Annotated in this window: 18 protein-coding genes; 10 read left to right on the forward strand and 8 right to left on the reverse strand. The window is 53.6% G+C overall.

The window, feature by feature from the left end; translation table 11 throughout:
* Positions 1-507 (reverse strand): cation diffusion facilitator family transporter (locus WCC56_RS05575; protein ID WP_424691421.1); only part of this gene is annotated, 507 nt, incomplete at its 3' end.
* A gap of 120 nt (positions 508-627) precedes the next feature.
* Positions 628-1,137, reverse strand: a complete 510-nt coding sequence (cpxP, locus tag WCC56_RS05580; RefSeq protein WP_424691422.1) for a cell-envelope stress modulator CpxP — start codon at positions 1,135-1,137, stop codon at positions 628-630.
* A gap of 150 nt (positions 1,138-1,287) precedes the next feature.
* On the opposite strand from cpxP, the gene cpxR reads away from it, so the two are divergent.
* The 3 genes from cpxR to trmL are packed head-to-tail and all read left to right on the forward strand — an operon-like array spanning position 1,288 to position 3,876.
* A complete protein-coding gene (gene cpxR / locus WCC56_RS05585; protein ID WP_424691423.1) occupies positions 1,288-1,986 on the forward strand; it encodes an envelope stress response regulator transcription factor CpxR in 699 nt (232 codons plus the stop codon).
* A complete protein-coding gene (cpxA, locus tag WCC56_RS05590) occupies positions 1,983-3,359 on the forward strand; it encodes an envelope stress sensor histidine kinase CpxA (RefSeq protein ID WP_424691424.1) in 1,377 nt (458 codons plus the stop codon). Before cpxR ends, cpxA begins: the two co-directional genes overlap by 4 nt.
* A 43-nt stretch (positions 3,360-3,402) precedes the next feature.
* Positions 3,403-3,876: a tRNA (uridine(34)/cytosine(34)/5-carboxymethylaminomethyluridine(34)-2'-O)-methyltransferase TrmL gene (gene trmL / locus WCC56_RS05595; RefSeq protein WP_013200127.1), complete on the forward strand. Its 474-nt coding sequence runs from the start codon at positions 3,403-3,405 to the stop codon at positions 3,874-3,876.
* Between the two features lie 3 nt (positions 3,877-3,879).
* Here the strand turns inward: trmL and cysE are convergent, their stop codons facing one another.
* From cysE to WCC56_RS05615, 4 genes are all read right to left on the reverse strand, one after another.
* On the reverse strand, positions 3,880-4,701 hold the full coding sequence (cysE, locus tag WCC56_RS05600; RefSeq protein ID WP_424691425.1) for a serine O-acetyltransferase: 822 nt from the start codon (positions 4,699-4,701) through the stop codon (positions 3,880-3,882).
* Positions 4,702-4,770: 69 nt separating this feature from the next.
* The gene (gene gpsA / locus WCC56_RS05605) at positions 4,771-5,790 is read right to left on the reverse strand and encodes an NAD(P)H-dependent glycerol-3-phosphate dehydrogenase (RefSeq protein WP_424691426.1); all 1,020 of its coding nucleotides are present in this window, start codon (positions 5,788-5,790) and stop codon (positions 4,771-4,773) included.
* A complete protein-coding gene (gene secB / locus WCC56_RS05610) occupies positions 5,790-6,254 on the reverse strand; it encodes a protein-export chaperone SecB (RefSeq protein WP_424691427.1) in 465 nt (154 codons plus the stop codon). The genes gpsA and secB overlap by 1 nt, the downstream gene beginning before the upstream one ends.
* 139 nt (positions 6,255-6,393) lie before the next feature.
* Positions 6,394-6,825, reverse strand: coding sequence for a rhodanese-like domain-containing protein (locus WCC56_RS05615; RefSeq protein WP_424691428.1), 432 nt, complete (start codon positions 6,823-6,825; stop codon positions 6,394-6,396).
* A gap of 327 nt (positions 6,826-7,152) precedes the next feature.
* Here WCC56_RS05615 and envC point away from each other — a divergent pair, with 327 nt between their 5' ends.
* From envC to WCC56_RS05635, 4 genes are read left to right on the forward strand one after another with little or no spacing between them, the layout of a single operon-like run.
* A complete protein-coding gene (envC, locus tag WCC56_RS05620) occupies positions 7,153-8,460 on the forward strand; it encodes a murein hydrolase activator EnvC (RefSeq protein ID WP_424691429.1) in 1,308 nt (435 codons plus the stop codon).
* A gap of 3 nt (positions 8,461-8,463) precedes the next feature.
* Positions 8,464-9,390, forward strand: a complete 927-nt coding sequence (locus tag WCC56_RS05625; RefSeq protein WP_424691430.1) for a divergent polysaccharide deacetylase family protein — start codon at positions 8,464-8,466, stop codon at positions 9,388-9,390.
* A gap of 54 nt (positions 9,391-9,444) precedes the next feature.
* Positions 9,445-10,680, forward strand: a complete 1,236-nt coding sequence (locus WCC56_RS05630; RefSeq protein WP_424691431.1) for a glycosyltransferase — start codon at positions 9,445-9,447, stop codon at positions 10,678-10,680.
* Positions 10,673-11,581, forward strand: a complete 909-nt coding sequence (locus WCC56_RS05635) for a hypothetical protein (RefSeq protein WP_424691432.1) — start codon at positions 10,673-10,675, stop codon at positions 11,579-11,581. The genes WCC56_RS05630 and WCC56_RS05635 overlap by 8 nt, the downstream gene beginning before the upstream one ends.
* Before the next feature lie 42 nt (positions 11,582-11,623).
* Here the strand turns inward: WCC56_RS05635 and tdh are convergent, their stop codons facing one another.
* Together tdh and WCC56_RS05645 are read right to left on the reverse strand one after the other, a co-directional pair.
* Positions 11,624-12,649 carry an L-threonine 3-dehydrogenase gene (tdh, locus tag WCC56_RS05640; protein ID WP_424691433.1) on the reverse strand — a complete coding sequence of 342 codons (1,026 nt, stop codon included), beginning with the start codon at positions 12,647-12,649 and terminating at the stop codon, positions 11,624-11,626.
* A gap of 11 nt (positions 12,650-12,660) precedes the next feature.
* Positions 12,661-13,857: a glycine C-acetyltransferase gene (locus WCC56_RS05645; RefSeq protein WP_424691434.1), complete on the reverse strand. Its 1,197-nt coding sequence runs from the start codon at positions 13,855-13,857 to the stop codon at positions 12,661-12,663.
* 231 nt (positions 13,858-14,088) lie between these two features.
* On the opposite strand from WCC56_RS05645, the gene rfaD reads away from it, so the two are divergent.
* The 3 genes from rfaD to rfaC form a co-directional block, all read left to right on the forward strand.
* Positions 14,089-15,021: an ADP-glyceromanno-heptose 6-epimerase gene (gene rfaD, locus WCC56_RS05650; RefSeq protein WP_424691435.1), complete on the forward strand. Its 933-nt coding sequence runs from the start codon at positions 14,089-14,091 to the stop codon at positions 15,019-15,021.
* A gap of 12 nt (positions 15,022-15,033) precedes the next feature.
* The gene (gene rfaF / locus WCC56_RS05655; RefSeq protein ID WP_424691436.1) at positions 15,034-16,095 is read left to right on the forward strand and encodes an ADP-heptose--LPS heptosyltransferase RfaF; all 1,062 of its coding nucleotides are present in this window, start codon (positions 15,034-15,036) and stop codon (positions 16,093-16,095) included.
* The coding region (gene rfaC / locus WCC56_RS05660) for a lipopolysaccharide heptosyltransferase RfaC (RefSeq protein ID WP_424691437.1) at positions 16,083-17,021 on the forward strand (939 nt) is incomplete at its 3' end. The genes rfaF and rfaC, both read left to right, overlap by 13 nt.

The following is a 17,021-nucleotide window of genomic DNA, read 5'->3' on the forward strand; positions in this document are numbered from 1 at the left end:
CCCCAACGCCAGCAGAATCGCCCCGTTCATAATCACATCGGACTGGTAATGAAGCATATCGGCACGGATAGCCACGCTGCGAGTACGCTTGACCACCCACCGCTGGAACGCCACCAACACCAGGGTAGAAAACAGGGCAACCAATGTCACCACGATACCGATTAAGGGACCGCGCATTTCATTGGGGGTTGCCAGATGTTGTAAACCAGTGAGGAACAGAAACAGCGCGGAGCCGGAGATAAACATGCTTTGGGCCAGAGCAGCCAGCGATTCGGCCTTGCCGTGACCAAAGGTATGCTCCCTGTCAGCAGGCTGAAGAGAGTAACGGACCACAAAAAGATTGGTCAGAGAAGCGGCGATATCAACGAGGGAATCCACAAGCGCTGCCAGCAGGCTCACCGAACCGGTGTACCACCAGGCAAAAATCTTCACCAACAGCAGTACCGAAGCCAACGTCGTGGCGGCCAAAGCGGCTCTGTTCACCAGACGTGCGTAGTGTTGATCCATGCCACACTCCCCCTAAGTTGAGTGCGTAAGTATACTGGATTTCAGGCAAAAAAAAGCCCCGCCATCATGGCGGGGAAGACAGGGATGGTGTCTATGGCAAGGAAAAACAGGGATACTATGTTACTGGTTACTGCCGGTACTACTCACTGCCTGCAGCGATGAAGCCTGCTGCATGTTCGTTAGCTTGCGCATTTCACTCATGCGCTGCTGGTGTTTCTCGTTCAAAACGTCCTGCTGGGCTGGCGTTAACAGGTGGTACATCTGGTTGCGTACGCGGGCTATTTCTACCTGTCGCGCAACTTCCTCCTGTGCAATCTTATCCAGCTGAGCTTTGTAGGCCGCTTCGTCAAATTTATCTGCAATAATCTTCTCGTGCAGTTGTTCTAAATCGTTAATACTTATGGAAGAACGGTCATGACGCGCCTGTTGCATCAAATCTCGCATCTGTTGACGCTGCTGTTCGGTGAGATTGATGCCATCAAACATGTGACTCTGCGGAATTTGCGTCATACTGCGTGTCGCCGCGTTGTCTTGATGCATCTCGTCAGTCGTCGTCACTGCTGCAGAACAGGCGGCGGAGAAACTGATTATCAGCGCCGGAACCACAACGACGGCGGTAACTTTGCGCATCGTTAACTCCCAGGTTGGTTTCCATTTTCGATTCAACGAGAGCCAGTCTACGGCGCCCGCTGCAAACATGCGTCAGCCGGTGTAAAACTACGTAAAGTCATGGAATGACAGCATTCGTTCACGGTATTTTGCCTGCGGAGGGCAATAAAAATGAATAAAATCCTGTTGGTTGACGATGACCGCGAATTGACTTCGCTGCTGAAAGAATTACTTGAAATGGAAGGGTTTGACGTCCTGGTTGCCGGTGACGGCGAACAGGCACTCACCCTGATTGATAACACGATAGATCTCTTACTGCTCGACGTTATGATGCCGAAGAAAAACGGTATCGACACCCTGAAAGAATTGCGTCAGCAACACCAAACGCCGGTCATCATGTTGACTGCGCGCGGAAGCGAGCTGGATCGCGTTCTGGGCCTGGAACTGGGTGCAGATGACTACTTGCCTAAGCCGTTTAACGATCGTGAACTGGTGGCTCGTATACGCGCTATTTTACGCCGTTCAAACTGGAGCGAGCAGCAACAGCAGCACGATAACAGCTCACCTACGCTGGAAGTCGATCACCTGCGCCTGAACCCTGGTCGCCAGGAAGCGAGTTTCGACGATCTGACGCTGGATTTGACCGGGACAGAGTTCACCCTGCTGTACCTGCTTGCCCAGCACCTTGGTCAGGTAGTGTCCCGCGAACATCTGAGCCAGGAAGTCCTGGGAAAACGCTTAACGCCATTCGATCGGGCGATCGATATGCATATCTCCAACCTGCGCCGGAAACTGCCGGACCGCAAAGATGGCCATCCGTGGTTTAAAACACTGCGTGGCCGCGGCTATCTGATGGTTTCCGCTACATGATTTCAAGCCTGACCACCCGCATCTTCGCCATTTTCTGGCTGACCCTGGCACTGGTGTTGATGCTGGTTTTAATGGTGCCAAAGCTGGATACCCGTCAAATGACGCCGCTGCTGGATAATGAGCAGCGTCAGGGCACCATGATTGAACAACACGTTGAAGCGGAACTGATGCAAGATCCGCCCAACGACCTGATGTGGTGGCGCAGATTGTTTCGCGCTACCGACAAATGGGCTCCGCCAGGTCAACGGCTTTTACTGGTCACCAGTGAAGGTCGCGTGATCGGCGCACAGCATAACGAAATGCAGGTGATCCGTAATTTTATCGGCCAGTCTGATAACTCCGATCATCCGCAGAAAAAGAAATACGGCCGCGTTGAGATGGTTGGCCCCTTCTCGGTGCGCGACGGCGAAGATAATTACCAGCTTTACCTGATCCGCCCGGCGGGCAGCTCACAGCTGGACTTTATCAACCTGTTGTTTGATCGCCCGCTGCTCTTGCTGATTGTGACCATGCTGATCAGCTCGCCACTCCTGCTTTGGCTGGCCTGGAGTCTCGCCAAACCGGCCCGTAAGCTCAAACATGCTGCCGATGATGTGGCTGCCGGTAATCTGCGCCAGCGCCCTGAACTGGAAGCCGGTCCGCAGGAGTTCCAGGCCGCCGGTGCCAGCTTCAACCAGATGGTTAGCGCTCTGGAAAGAATGATGACCGGTCAGCAACGTCTGCTGTCGGATATCTCACACGAGCTCCGCACGCCATTGACTCGCCTGCAACTGGCAACCGCTTTAATGCGCCGCCGTCAGGGCGAAGGCAAAGAGCTGCAGCGCATCGAAATGGAAGCACAGCGGCTTGATGGCATGATTAACGACCTGCTGGTTCTCTCCCGTACTCAGCACAAAAATGCGCTGGTCAGTGAAGCGATGAAAGCTAACCAACTCTGGTCTGGCGTGCTGGATGATGCGAAGTTCGAAGCTGAACAGATGGGCAAAACGCTGGAAGTGCCTTATCCGCCAGGACCCTGGCCGTTGTACGGTAACCCGAGTGCGTTGGACAGTGCGCTGGAGAATATCGTCAGGAATGCGTTGCGTTACTCTTATTCCAAAATCGACGTCAGTTTTTCTGTTGATAAACAGGGCATTACCATCCACGTAGATGATGATGGCCCAGGCGTTAGTGCTGAGGATCGCGAGCAGATTTTCCGGCCTTTCTACCGCACGGATGAGGCTCGTGACCGCGAATCAGGTGGAACCGGATTGGGTCTGGCGATTGTTGATACCGCTATTCAGCAGCACCATGGCTGGGTCAAAGCGGATGACAGCCCGTTGGGTGGTCTGCGTCTGACAATCTGGCTTCCGCTCTATTCCAGCAAAGCCTGATTTTTTGCTATGCTACGGCCCTCGCTAATGAGGGCCGTCGTCGATGCTGAATATCGTTTTATTTGAACCTGAAATCCCCCCCAATACCGGGAATATCATCCGCCTTTGCGCCAATACTGGCTTTCAACTGCATTTGATTGAGCCGCTGGGCTTTGCCTGGGATGATAAGCGTCTGCGCCGTGCCGGCCTTGATTACCATGAGTTCACCGCCATCAAACACCACGCTGATTACGCCGCGTTTCTGTCTGCAGAAGCGCCACAACGGCTGTTTGCGCTAACCACGAAAGGCACGCCAGCGCACAGCGCGGTGAGTTATCAGCCGGGTGATTACTTGTTGTTTGGCCCGGAAACACGAGGATTGCCAGCAGACATTCTGAATGCGCTGCCAGCACAGCAGAAGATCCGCATTCCGATGCAGCCAGACAGCCGCAGCATGAATTTGTCTAATGCCGTTTCAGTGGTGGTGTATGAAGCGTGGCGCCAGCTGGATTATGCTGGCGCAGTGGTGAAGGCGTAGGCGTCAGATCCCGTCGCCAAATTCGAAGCCTGGAACCGTGCCGTTAAAATGCTGGTCCATTTCCATCGAAGGCTTATCACTGCTCGGCTTACCCACGATACGTGCAGGTACGCCAGCAGCGGTGGTGTGAGGGGGAACAGGTTGCAGAACCACTGAACCGGCACCAATCTTCGCACCGCGTCCCACTTCGATATTGCCGAGGATTTTTGCCCCGGCTCCAATCATCACCCCTTCCCGAATTTTAGGATGACGGTCGCCGCTGGTTTTACCAGTACCGCCGAGTGTGACCGATTGCAGGATTGAGACGTCGTCTTCGATGACTGCCGTTTCGCCGATCACAATGCCGGTGGCGTGGTCGAGCATGATCCCGCGGCCAATTTTGGCTGCCGGATGAATATCCACAGCAAAAGAGACCGACACTTCGTTCTGAAGATAAACAGCCAGCGCGCGACGCCCTTCATTCCACAACCAGTGACCGATGCGATAAGCCTGTAAGGCGTGAAAGCCTTTCAGGTACAGCAAAGGAGTCGAGTATTTGTCGATCGCCGGGTCGCGCTGACGGACAGCCTGAATATCACAGGCAGCCGACTGGATCATCGAAGGGTCTTGCTTATACGCTTCCTGCACGATTTCACGGATAGCGATGGCAGGCATGATCGGATTGGCCAGCTTATTGGCGAGCATGTAGCTCAGCGCACTTCCCAGGTCATCGTGCTTGAGCAGCGTTGCGTGGTAAAAACTGGCCAGCATCGGTTCGCAGTCAGCCAGAGCTCGCGCTTCCGCTTTGATATAATCCCAGACCAGTTCAGGTTCTACACACGGCATTGCTCTCTCCACATCAAAAAATAGCGCCCGGCGTTGGCCCAGCACGCTATATCAGTTTGCATCCCTTTCTCAACTGGCGCTGTTTTCGTCTTTCCTTGTGCGCCCAAGTAAGCTCAATGCTGCCTCTCGCGCATTTTTTTCGCAATACAGAACCTGATAAATTTGCTCGGTTATGGGCATCTCCACGCCGCAACGCGCAGCCAGAGCCTTAACCTCTTTCGTATTTCGGAAACCTTCCACTACCTGACCAATGGTATTTTGCGCCGTTTCCACGTCAATTCCCTGCCCCAGCATCATGCCGAAGCGACGGTTACGTGACTGATTATCGGTACAGGTCAGGACCAAATCACCCAATCCAGCCATGCCCATGAAGGTGGTTGGATCGGCGCCAAGGGCTGTCCCCAAACGGGTCATTTCTGCCAGGCCACGAGTGATTAACGCGGTACGGGCATTAGCACCAAAGCCAATCCCATCCGAAATACCTGCGCCAATAGCGATAACGTTTTTCACTGCGCCGCCGAGCTGGACGCCAGTAAAGTCCGGGTTGTTGTAAACACGGAAGCTTTTACCGCAATGCAGCAGCGTTTGTAAGTCATTTGCAAAGTCGGCATCCGTTGCCGCCAGGGCAATCGCCGTAGGCAGACCAGCAGCCAACTCTTTGGCGAAGGTCGGGCCTGAAATCACCGCCAGCGGAATATCCGGGCCGAGGATCTCACGCGCAACATCCTGCAGCAGACGCCCCGTCTCTTTCTCCAGACCTTTCGTGGCCCAGACAATTCGGGAATCAGCACGCAGATAGGGTTTGATTTGCTGTAAAACATCGCCGAACACATGGCTGGGAACGACCACCAGCAGATCGCGACTGGCAGCAATAGCACTGGCCAAATCGGTTTCAAGGCTCAACGAATCAGGGAAAGGAACATCGGGCAGGAAAGCCACATTACAGCGGTCAGCCTGAAGCTGAGCCTGATGGTGTGGGTTATGTCCCCACAACACCACGTTGTGCCCGTTACGGGCCAGCGTGATGGCTAAAGCGGTGCCGTAAGATCCGGCACCGAGGACGCTCATTGAAGCGTTAGCGTGAGGCATTATGCATCCTGTTGAGGAGCGGCGCCTTCGTTCGACTGCTGCAGATAGTTCATGAACAGCGCGTCAAAATTCACTGGCGCCAGGTTAAGCTGCGGGAAGGTGCCGCGTGAAACCAGGCTGGTGATGCATTCGCGAGCATACGGGAACAGGATGTTCGGCGCGTATGCGCCCAGACAATGTGCCATCTGGTTGCCTTCGATGCCGGAGATAGAGAAAATACCTGCCTGCTGAACTTCACACAGGAACGCAGTATCTTCACCTACGGTAGCCGTTACGGTTACGCGCAGCACGACTTCATAAACATCGTCTGCCAGCTGGCTTGAAGCGGTATCCAAATCCAGTTTCACTTCTGGTTCCCACTCTTTCTGGAAAACCTGAGGCGCGTTAGGCGCTTCGAAAGAGATATCCTTGGTGTAAATACGCTGGATTTGAAAAGCCATCTCGGTGTTGTTTTGCTCTGACATGTTACGTAATCCTATTGGTTAATAATCCGTTATTCGCCACTCGCCCGTCTTATTTAAGTAGCAGGTCGAGGCCAGAAAAGCCCTTTAGCGCGAACTGGTCTTCACAGCCAACAAAGTGCTGCGCATCACTGCCTGAGTCTTACTTACCACGCACCAGCGGCAGGTTTTCACCACTCCAGCCGGAGACGCCATCTTTCAGCACAGACACGTTTTCAAAACCGGCAGCGTTCAGTTGAGCAGCGGGTTCTGCAGCGGATGTGCCGTTGGCACAAACCACGATAATGGGTTGGGCTTTATGCTTCTCTAATTCGCCAAAGCTGCCTTTTTTAATGTCAGCGGCCAGCACGTTGATGGCATTGGAGATATGGCCTTTACGGTAGTCATCACGCCCACGCACATCGACCACCACGGCTTCTTCTTTATTAATTAAACGGGTTGCTTCACCGCGGCTAATCGTTTTTATCTTGGAAAACATACCCTTAACGGTAGTCACGATCACCAAAACCAACAGGACAACCCACGCCAGACTAAGAATGGTGTGGCTGCCTGCGAACTGCATAATATCTTGCATGAGGGGTAACAACTCCCGAAAGGGTTAATAAGCTAAAACAAGGCTTCTGAGTATACCTGCCAGTGTTGTCATGTACAGTCATGAAGCCGTCAGAGTTGCGTTTTCTGAGGCAGATTCCCAAAAAAAATTGCCTTAAGTGTAAATGCCCGTGTCAGCTTGAGTTCGCTGCAATCCTGAGCGGTTATTTGTTGTGCAAATCTGCCCCTGACTTCCCCGGAGGATCGCCTGCTCGCGGAGCGGTTTCAGGCAATGCTGTCACTGCTGGAAATGCAAAAGCCGGGACAGATGGCTGGTAAGCTGCTGTTCATCGTGGAATAATCCTGTCCTATGAGGGAAAAAGCGTCAGTTTCATATTTACGAACCCAGGGTAACGGATCGGCCACCGGCGTTCTGTTGCGATCTCAGGTGTTCACCCTGTCTGCCAGCGTACTTTGCGCCGGTCTTTTGCTGTCGTCTTTTGCCAGCGCCGCCGCCGATGATAACAAGACGCAGCTCTCAAGCCTGCAGCAGGATATCGCGGCAAAAGAGAAAAGCGTTCTGCAGCAAAAACAGCAGCGCGGCAAACTTTTAGCCCAGCTGACCAGCCAGGAAAAAATCATTGCTCAGGCCAGTCGCCAGCTGCGTGAAACTCAAATCACCCTCACCGGGCTGAATAAAGATATTTCCTCTTTGACCGCGTCTATCAGCAAGCTTCAGGCTCAGCAAGCCAGCCAGGAGAAACTGCTTGGCGAGCAACTGGACGCGGCTTTCCGTCAGGGGCAACACAGCGGAGTACAGCTGGTCCTGAGCGGAGAAGAGAGCCAGCGCAGTGAACGCATCCTGTCCTATTTCGGCTACCTGAACGATGCCCGGCAAAAATCAATCGATGACCTGAAAAAGACCCGCAGCGACCTTTCAGCCCAGAAAGCCTCCCTGGTGGATAAACAGGCTCAGCAGAAATCCTTGCTGGAACAGCAACAGTCGCAACAGCAGAAGCTGGAAGGGGCGCGAGTAGCCCGCAAGAAAACGCTGATCACGCTGGAGTCCTCACTCGAAAAAGATCAGGCTTTGCTGGTCGATATGCGGGAAAACGAAAGCCGCCTGCGAGACAAAATAGCGAAGGCGGAACGGGAAGCCAAAGCCAGAGCAGAGAAAGAAGCGCGCGAGGCTGAAAAGGTCCGCCAGCGTCAGGCTCAGGCGAAGAGCAAAGGGACAACTTACAAAACCACCGAAGGCGAGCGTTCTCTGATGGCGCGAACCGGCGGGTTAGGCCGTCCATCCGGTCAGGCTTTATGGCCGGTGCGCGGCACGATTGAACACCGCTTCGGCGAACAGCTGCAGGGTGAGCTACGCTGGAAAGGCCTGGTGATTGATGCCCCTGAAGGCACCGAGGTGAAAGCCATTGCAGATGGCCGCGTACTGATGGCCGACTGGCTACAGGGCTACGGCCTGGTAGTGGTGGTAGAGCACGGTAAAGGGGATATGAGCCTTTACGGCTACAACCAAAGCGCATTGGTGAGCGTGGGAACTCAGGTTAAGGCAGGACAGCCAATCGCACTGGTCGGGACCAGTGGCGGCCGGGGCACGCCTTCACTCTATTTCGAAATCCGACGCCAGGGACAGGCCGTCAATCCACTTCCGTGGTTAGGAAAATAACTTTTGTCACACCTCCGCAAAATGAGTGGCGTGCTGGCGGGCCTGCTGATGGCCTGCACAGCACACGCCGGAAAACTCTCTATCGTCATTGATGATTTTGGCTATCGTCCGAAACAAGAGAATCAGGTTTTGCAGATGCCGAAAAACATTTCTGTAGCGGTACTGCCTAACGCCACCCACGCTCGCGAGATGGCGACTAAAGCGCATCAGCTGGGTCATGAAGTGCTGATCCATCTGCCGATGGCGCCATTGAGCAAACAACCGCTGGAAAAAGACACCCTGCGCCCGGACATGTCCAGTGCGGAAATTGAACGCATTATCCGTGAAGCCGTGGCCGATGTCCCTTATGCGGTAGGTCTGAACAATCATATGGGCAGCGCAATGACGTCCAGTCTGCCAGGGATGCAAAAAGTGATGCAGGTTCTGGATCACTATAATTTCTATTTCCTGGACAGCATGACTATCGGCAACAGTCAGTCTACTCGCGCCGCTGCGGGTACCAGTGTCAAAGTACTGAAGCGTCGTGTGTTCCTGGACGATACCCAGAACGAGGCGGATATTCGCAAACAGTTCACCAGGGCCGTACGTCTTGCACAGCGTAATGGTTCAGCCATTGCCATCGGCCATCCGCATCCCACCACGGTGAAGGTGTTACAGGAAATGCTGCCAACGCTGCCGGCAGATATCACGCTGGTACGCCCGAGTCAGTTGCTGAACGAGCCGCAATCCGACGGCCATCAGTCGTTGCCACCTGTTGATAAACTACGTAATCCGTTCCGGGGCGTGAAAACCTGTCCAGTGAAGATTGAGCCGGTCCCGGCAACCCGCGCGTTGAACGTGGTTGCCGAAAGTATTGGCAACAGCGCAGGTATGCGCTATATCGATACTAACTTTAGCGGGTTGAAGTTCGATCTCGGGACCCAACCTTAATTTTTCTGCTGCGCCCCTCATTGAAGGGGCGCAGGCCCAGAGAGTCGCGGCCACATGGAAGATCAGCGTAAAAAAATTCTGTTACTGGATACCGGTAATGAATGGGGTGGCGGCACCAACAGCATGCTCGAGCTGTTAAAGCGCATTGACCGCAGCCAGTTCGATATCCGCTGCTGCTTCTACCATAATTACCGCCGCGGTAAAGGTGACACCATTGCAGAGGTGCTGGAAGCACTGAGCATTCCTGTGATGTTCATCCCGCAGCGCAAGCAGCCTCGCTGGGCAAAAATCAGTAAAGAGCTGCTGAGATCGCTGGTATTTTTCAATCGAACTTTAAGACTGAAAGCCACGCGCTGGGTAGATATGCTCTGGCGGATCAAGCCCAATGCCAGGCTCATCGGACAGGCGATAGCTCGCCATCATATCGATTTGCTCTACATGAATAACCAGCCGGGATCTAACGCTGAAGGCTATCTTGCTGCCGCAGACTTGCCAGTAACGCTAGTCCAGCATTGCAGGATTGAACCCGTCATGAACCGCGAGCTGGTAGACATGGTGAACCAACGCGCGGATGCCGTCATTGCGGTCTCTAATGGCGTGCGTGAGGTGCTGATTACCAATGGCGTCAACGCCGAAAAATGCTTTACCGTCTTCAATGCCATCGACATCTGGCAACCTTTGCCAGAACGCGACGCGATGCGACAACAGTTACTGGCGCTGGATAACAGCACCTTTGTTTTCGGTAGCATCGGATCGTTGATCCCCCGCAAATCTAATCACCATATTTTGCAGGCTCTGGCAAAATTTGCCGGGGAGTTCCCCGAGGCTGACTGGCGAATGGTCATTCTGGGCGAAGGCCCGGAAGAAGCCGCGTTGAAACGTCAGGCTGCTCAGGCGGGAATTCAGGATCGCGTGATTTTTACCGGTTTTCGCCCCAACGCGTTAGAGTATCTGGCCGCGCTTGATGTGTTTATTCTGGCATCCAAAAGCGAGGGCTTACCGCGCGTAGTGCTGGAAGCCATGCTGCTGAACACCGCGGTAATTGGCTCAAAAGTCACCGGCACAGCCGAGCTAATTTCGCCGGATAAAACGGGATTATTATTCGATTATGGCGACACGGATACCTTGTTTGAGCAGATGAAAACGCTGTATCTCGATGCGGATAAACGCACAACCTTATTGCAACAGGCCAACGCCAACGTAAAAGCGCACTATGCTATTGAGCATTATGTCGCCGGCGTGGGATCTATTTTGAAAAATGCGTCACACGGAAACTCTTCGCATGTTTGAATTCCTGAATCCTCAGTTCCGCTACATCCGATCCCGCCATAATCTTTCGTATCAGCAGAAAGAGGTGCAGGGAAATACGCCAGTCACTTCAATTGTCATTCCCTGTACGGGCGCTGACTTCGTGGAAGAGGCCACATTAAGCGCACTGTTTGCCTCGCGGTTTGCACCTGATGCTGAAGAGATCGTGATCGTCTCCGATCAAGCTGCGGAGCAGTTTGGTGAGCTACCGGCTAAGACCCGCGTTGTGACCTTAGAGGTGCCGCTGCGGGAAGAAAACTACCGGTATAAACAAATTTATCGCAGCCGCTTAATCAAACTACAGGCCCCCCTGCAGGCGAAAACGGACGGAGTTTTGATGATCGATTCCGATCTCAACCTGCTAAAAATGCCCGATATCCGTATGCATGACGGGCATATTTACTCGAGCTTCCGCCAGGGCAAGATGATCGCCAAACTGGCTAATGCGCCTGAACAAAATCGTCCGGCTTACTATCGCAACAGCGTCAGGCCTTTTATCGTCGACCATGTGAACGGCGCATTTCTTGCCGCTACACGTCAAACGTGGAAGCGCATTTGCCCACTCTGGTTGACACTTTTCCAGGATACGTGGGAATTAATGGATGACTCGCAGCCACCAACCGATCAGCTACCGCTGGCAGCACTTCTGGATATGCTGGATCTGAAGACGGTAAACCTTGGTGACTGGATGAACTGGCCGGTCTCGAAGAAGATTGGTGGCAGTACCGCCGTCGTGCCGAAAGAAGTGGTGGGCGCCCATGGCGGCTTCCCGCTTTCTGAATGGCAAAAATATCTGCAGGCGGCTGAAACGCCTTTAACCTTTAAAGGCCAGGATTACACCCGTAAAGTTCGCTATCTGACGGATGCGGAAAAGCTTAAGTAGCGCTATAAAAAGGGTCGGCACCTTGCCGACCCTGCACATCAGTTACCAGTCCAGAATCACTTTGCCTGATTGCCCTGAACGCATCTGATCAAACCCAGCCTGAAAATCATCAATGCCGAATCTGTGGGTAATGATCGGCGTGATATCCAGCCCTGACTGGATCAGCGCGGCCATTTTGTACCAGGTTTCGAACATCTCCCGGCCATAAATCCCTTTGATAAACAGCCCTTTGAAAATCACCTGATTCCAGTCAATCGACATCTCTGAAGGGGGAATGCCCAGCAGAGCAATTCGCCCACCGTTATTCATCACGCTTAACAGGGTTCGGAACGCTGCCGGTGCGCCGGACATCTCCAGCCCCACATCAAATCCTTCGGTCATGCCCAGCTCGTGCATCACCTCTTCGAGCTTCTGCTGGCCGACATTCACAGCCCGGGTCACGCCCATCTTACGGGCCAGTTCGAGGCGATAGTCGTTAACATCCGTGATCACCACATGCCTGGCCCCCACATGACGGCAGATAGCCGCAGCCATGATGCCAATCGGACCTGCGCCTGAAATCAGCACATCCTCGCCGACCAAATCAAAGGAGAGAGCGGTATGAACCGCATTGCCGAAGGGATCGAAGATCGCAGCTAGCTCATCCGAAATGTTATCGGGAATACGAAACGCATTGAACGCGGGGATCACCAGATATTCCGCAAAACAGCCCTGGCGGTTCACGCCAACACCCACCGTATTCCGGCACAGATGCGTTCTACCTGCCCGACAATTTCGGCAGTGACCGCAGGTAATATGCCCTTCCCCGGAAACCCGGTCGCCAAGCGAAAAGCCCTTCACTTCCTGGCCAATACCAACCACTTCGCCAACATATTCATGCCCGGTAATCATCGGTACGGGGATGGTTTTTTGTGACCACTCATCCCAGTTATAGATATGTACATCAGTGCCGCAAATGGCGGTTTTACGGATTTTAATCAGCAGGTCATTGTGACCGGGCTCAGGAATGGGCGCATCGTTGACCATCCAGATCCCTTCTTCCGCCCGCAGTTTCGCTAATGCTTTCATCACGGCTCCTTTCAGGCGATAACGCCCAGTTTTTTACCAATCCGCCTGAAAGCTTCCACCGCATGAACTAGCTGTTCATGGCTGTGTCCGGCAGAAATTTGCGTGCGGATCCTTGCCTGCCCTTTTGGCACAACCGGATAGAAGAAGCCGGTAACGTAAATGCCTTCCTGCTGCAAAAGCCGTGAAAACTCCTGAGCCACTTTTGCTTCCCCAAGCATCACCGGAATAATGGCGTGATCGGCCCCGGCCAGGGTAAATCCGGCTTTGGTCATTTCGGCCCGGAAAAACATCGCGTTGTCCCACAGGCGCTGACGCAAACCATCGCCTTCCGTCAGCATATCCAGTACCCGGATTGAGGCGGCTACAATTGCCGGCGCCAGTGAGTTTGAGAACAGATAAGGCCGCGACCGCTGGCGAAGCCATTCAATCACCTCTTTCCTGGCGGCTGTGTATCCCCCTGAAGCGCCGCCCAGCGCTTTGCCCAGCGTCCCGGTAAGGATATCGACCCGCCCCATGACTTCGCAGTATTCGTGAGTTCCCCGACCACCTGCCCCTACAAATCCAACGGCATGGGAGTCGTCAACCATCACCAGAGCCCCGTAGCTGTCGGCCAGATCACAAATGCCTTTCAGGTTGGCAATCACACCATCCATAGAGAAAACGCCGTCGGTGGCGATCATAATATGGCGAGCCCCTGCCCTTTTCGCCTCTTCCAGTCGCGCTTCCAGCTCAGCCATATCGTTATTGGCATAACGATATCGTTTAGCTTTGCAAAGCCGCACGCCATCGATAATCGAAGCGTGGTTCAAGGCATCAGAAATGATCGCATCTTCCTGCCCAAGCAGCGTTTCGAATAAACCGCCGTTCGCATCAAAGCAGGAGGAATAGAGAATCGCGTCTTCCATCCCCAAAAACTCAGCCAGCCGTTTTTCCAGCTCTTTATGGCTGTCCTGAGTGCCGCAAATGAAACGCACCGAAGCCATGCCAAATCCATGGCTGTCCATGCCTTCTTTCGCCGCGGCTATCAGCGCGGGATGGTTAGCCAACCCCAGATAATTATTCGCGCAGAAGTTAACGACTTTCCCGCCGCCCGCCAGTTCGATATTGGCCTGTTGAGCAGAGGTAATCAGCCGCTCAGACTTAAACAGCCCTTCAGCCTCTACTTCCCGTAATTGTTGCGTAAGTTGCTGATAAAATGGCAATGACATTTTCATACTCCGAAACAGGCTTAGTAACGGAATATCTTACTGAAGGGAGTGGATTGGGACGAGGATACAGATCGTGTAGTGTGATTTTCGCAGCATAATTAACGCCAGCTTCCAACAATTACATTCCGTTACGGAGTCATCTGGCTGCCTGACGCCGCATCAGATGTTATGATAAGAGGCATTAGCGTGTGAAACCTCCCGTTTCACCCCCCTCTTTAAAGGTTAATGCTCATGATTATCGTCACCGGCGGCGCAGGACTTATCGGCAGCAACATCATCAAAGCCCTTAACGAGAAAGGCCATACCGATATCCTGGTCGTCGACAATCTGAAAGACGGCACCAAATTCGTCAATCTGGTCGATCTAAATATTGCCGATTACATGGACAAAGAAGACTTCCTGATTAGCATTCTGGCCGATGAAGACTTCGGCGATGTGGAAGCGGTCTTCCATGAAGGTGCCTGCTCAGCCACCACCGAGTGGGATGGCAAGTACATGATGGACAACAACTATCAGTACTCCAAAGAGTTACTGCACTACTGCTTAGAGCACGAAATTCCGTTCCTGTATGCCTCTTCCGCAGCCACTTATGGCGGCCGTAACGACAACTTTATCGAAGAGCGTCAGTATGAAGAGCCGCTGAACGTCTACGGTTATTCCAAAATGCTGTTCGACCATTATGTCCGTCAGATCCTGCCGGAAGCGGGTTCGCAGGTTTGTGGTTTCCGCTACTTCAACGTCTATGGTCCGCGTGAAGGCCATAAAGGCAGTATGGCGAGCGTTGCTTTCCACCTGAATACCCAGTTGACCAACGGCGAAAATCCAAAGCTGTTTGAAGGCAGCGACACCTTTAAGCGTGATTTCATCTACGTAGAAGATGTGGCGTCTGTGAACCTGTGGTTCTGGGAAAATAATGTCTCCGGCATCTTCAACTGCGGTACGGGCCGTGCCGAGTCGTTCCAGGAAGTGGCTGATGCTGCGCTGAACTTCCACCAGAAAGGGGAAATCGAATACATTCCTTTCCCTGAAAAACTGAAGGGACGTTATCAGGCCTATACGCAAGCCGATCAAACTAATCTGCTGGCAGCGGGCTATGACAAACCGTTCAAAACAGTTGCCGAAGGCGTGGCTGACTATATGGCATGGCTGAACCGCAAGGCGTAACGGGGCCCGGCAATGAAAATTCTGGTAATCGGCCCGTCCTGGGTTGGCGATATGATGATGTCGCAAAGTCTCTATCGCACGCTGAAGGCCGCTGAACCTGACGCCGTGATTGATGTGATGGCACCTGCATGGTGCCGTCCTCTGTTGTCACGCATGCCAGAGGTCAACGAAGCGCTGGCGATGCCGCTGGGCCATGGCGCGCTGGAGTTAGGCGAGCGCCGTCGTCTTGGCAAAGCCTTGCGCAGCAAAGGCTACGATCGGGCTTACGTGCTGCCCAACTCTTTCAAATCCGCTTTAGTTCCGTTCTTTGCTGATATCAAAACCCGCACCGGCTGGCGCGGAGAGATGCGCTACGGGCTTTTGAACGATGTTCGGGTGCTGGATAAAGCCGCGTGGCCACTGATGGTCGAACGTTACGTGGCTCTGGCTTACGACAAACAGCGTTTTACCCATGCCGCACAATTGCCGCAGCCCCTGTTGTGGCCAAAACTGCAGGTCAATGAGGCGGAAAAGCTGACAACGGCGGCTGAGTTTGGCTTATCTTCAGAACGACCGGCAATAGGTTTTTGTCCGGGTGCGGAATTTGGCCCGGCCAAGCGCTGGCCGCATTACCACTACGCTGAACTGGCACAAAGCCTGATCAATCGTGGCTATCAAATTGTCCTGTTTGGGTCGGCAAAGGACAAAGAAACCGGCGAACAGATCCTGCAAAGCCTGCAAGCGGATTCGCGTGAACATTGCCGAAATCTGGCAGGTGAGACACAGTTGGAGCAAGCCGTTATTTTGCTGGCTCATTGCCGCGCGGTAGTCAGTAACGACTCCGGTCTGATGCACATTGCAGCCGCACTGGATCGTCCTCTTGTCGCGCTCTATGGTCCAAGCAGCCCTGACTTTACGCCACCGCTGTCTGACAAGGCGCGAGTCATCCGCCTGATCACTGGCTACCATAAGATCCGTAAAGGGGATGCGGAAGAGGGGTATCATCAGAGCCTTATCGATATTCACCCTGATCGAGTGATCGCCGAGCTGACGGCCCTGTTAGAGCATGACGAGGAAAAAACATGCACGTCCTGATAGTTAAAACCTCTTCAATGGGGGACGTGCTGCACACCCTTCCTGCGCTGACCGATGCCATGCGAGCCATTCCTGGCATCCGCTTTGACTGGGTTGTTGAGGAAGGCTTCGCTCAGATCCCTGCCTGGCATCCAGCCGTGGATAAAGTGATCCCCGTTGCAATCCGCCGCTGGCGTAAGCACTGGTTTGGCAGTGAAGTGCGTGAAGAGCGCTTCCTGTTCAAACGAGAAGTCCAGTCACGACACTATGATCTGGTGATTGATGCGCAGGGGCTGATTAAAAGTGCTGCTCTGGTGACGCGCATCGCTAAAGGCGTTAAGCACGGTCAGGACAGCCGAAGCGCGCGAGAACCTTTCGCCAGCTGGTGGTATGACCAACGCCACGAAATCAGCAAAAAGCAGCATGCCGTGCAGCGAACCCGTGAGCTGTTCGCTAAAAGTCTGGGTTACGCTCTGCCGGACAGCGAAGGTGATTATGCCATTGCTGACCACTTCCTGAGTGAGCCACCAGCCGATTCCGGACAGTATCTGGTGTTTCTTCATGCGACCACGCGTGATGCCAAACACTGGCCAGAAAGCCACTGGCGTGAGCTGATTGGATTACTGGCAGAGAGTGGGATGAAGATAAAACTCCCCTGGGGTGCTGAACATGAACACCAGCGCGCCATCAGGTTGGCCGAAGGGTTTAGTTTTGTCGAAGTCCTGCCTAAGCTGACTCTTGAGCAAGTTGCCCGCACGCTGGCTGGGGCCAAAGCTGTAGTCTCAGTGGATACGGGATTGAGCCATCTCACCGCTGCACTGGACCGCCCCAACATCACGCTTTATGGTCCGACAGATCCGGGGTTGATTGGCGGTTATGGCAAGAATCAGTGTGTACTGCGCCCTGAGCAGGGCAATAATATGGCCTCCATTACGGCGGATAAAGTC

This window comes from Erwinia sp. (assembly GCF_049696395.1).
GTDB lineage: Bacteria > Pseudomonadota > Gammaproteobacteria > Enterobacterales > Enterobacteriaceae > Erwinia.

What these genes read in the sequence shown, in the direction of transcription:
- WCC56_RS05635 (WP_424691432.1), top strand. Translation starts at nt 10,673, where the DNA reads ATGTTTGAATTCCTGAATCCTCAGTTCCGCTACATCCGATCCCGCCAT.
- cpxA (WP_424691424.1), top strand. Translation starts at nt 1,983, where the DNA reads ATGATTTCAAGCCTGACCACCCGCATCTTCGCCATTTTCTGGCTGACC.
- WCC56_RS05615 (WP_424691428.1), bottom strand. Translation starts at nt 6,825, where the DNA reads ATGCAAGATATTATGCAGTTCGCAGGCAGCCACACCATTCTTAGTCTG.
- tdh (WP_424691433.1), bottom strand. Translation starts at nt 12,649, where the DNA reads ATGAAAGCATTAGCGAAACTGCGGGCGGAAGAAGGGATCTGGATGGTC.
- cpxP (WP_424691422.1), bottom strand. Translation starts at nt 1,137, where the DNA reads ATGCGCAAAGTTACCGCCGTCGTTGTGGTTCCGGCGCTGATAATCAGT.
- cpxR (WP_424691423.1), top strand. Translation starts at nt 1,288, where the DNA reads ATGAATAAAATCCTGTTGGTTGACGATGACCGCGAATTGACTTCGCTG.
- envC (WP_424691429.1), top strand. Translation starts at nt 7,153, where the DNA reads ATGAGGGAAAAAGCGTCAGTTTCATATTTACGAACCCAGGGTAACGGA.
- rfaD (WP_424691435.1), top strand. Translation starts at nt 14,089, where the DNA reads ATGATTATCGTCACCGGCGGCGCAGGACTTATCGGCAGCAACATCATC.
- cysE (WP_424691425.1), bottom strand. Translation starts at nt 4,701, where the DNA reads ATGCCGTGTGTAGAACCTGAACTGGTCTGGGATTATATCAAAGCGGAA.
- trmL (WP_013200127.1), top strand. Translation starts at nt 3,403, where the DNA reads ATGCTGAATATCGTTTTATTTGAACCTGAAATCCCCCCCAATACCGGG.
- WCC56_RS05630 (WP_424691431.1), top strand. Translation starts at nt 9,445, where the DNA reads ATGGAAGATCAGCGTAAAAAAATTCTGTTACTGGATACCGGTAATGAA.
- WCC56_RS05645 (WP_424691434.1), bottom strand. Translation starts at nt 13,857, where the DNA reads ATGTCATTGCCATTTTATCAGCAACTTACGCAACAATTACGGGAAGTA.
- gpsA (WP_424691426.1), bottom strand. Translation starts at nt 5,790, where the DNA reads ATGCCTCACGCTAACGCTTCAATGAGCGTCCTCGGTGCCGGATCTTAC.
- secB (WP_424691427.1), bottom strand. Translation starts at nt 6,254, where the DNA reads ATGTCAGAGCAAAACAACACCGAGATGGCTTTTCAAATCCAGCGTATT.
- rfaF (WP_424691436.1), top strand. Translation starts at nt 15,034, where the DNA reads ATGAAAATTCTGGTAATCGGCCCGTCCTGGGTTGGCGATATGATGATG.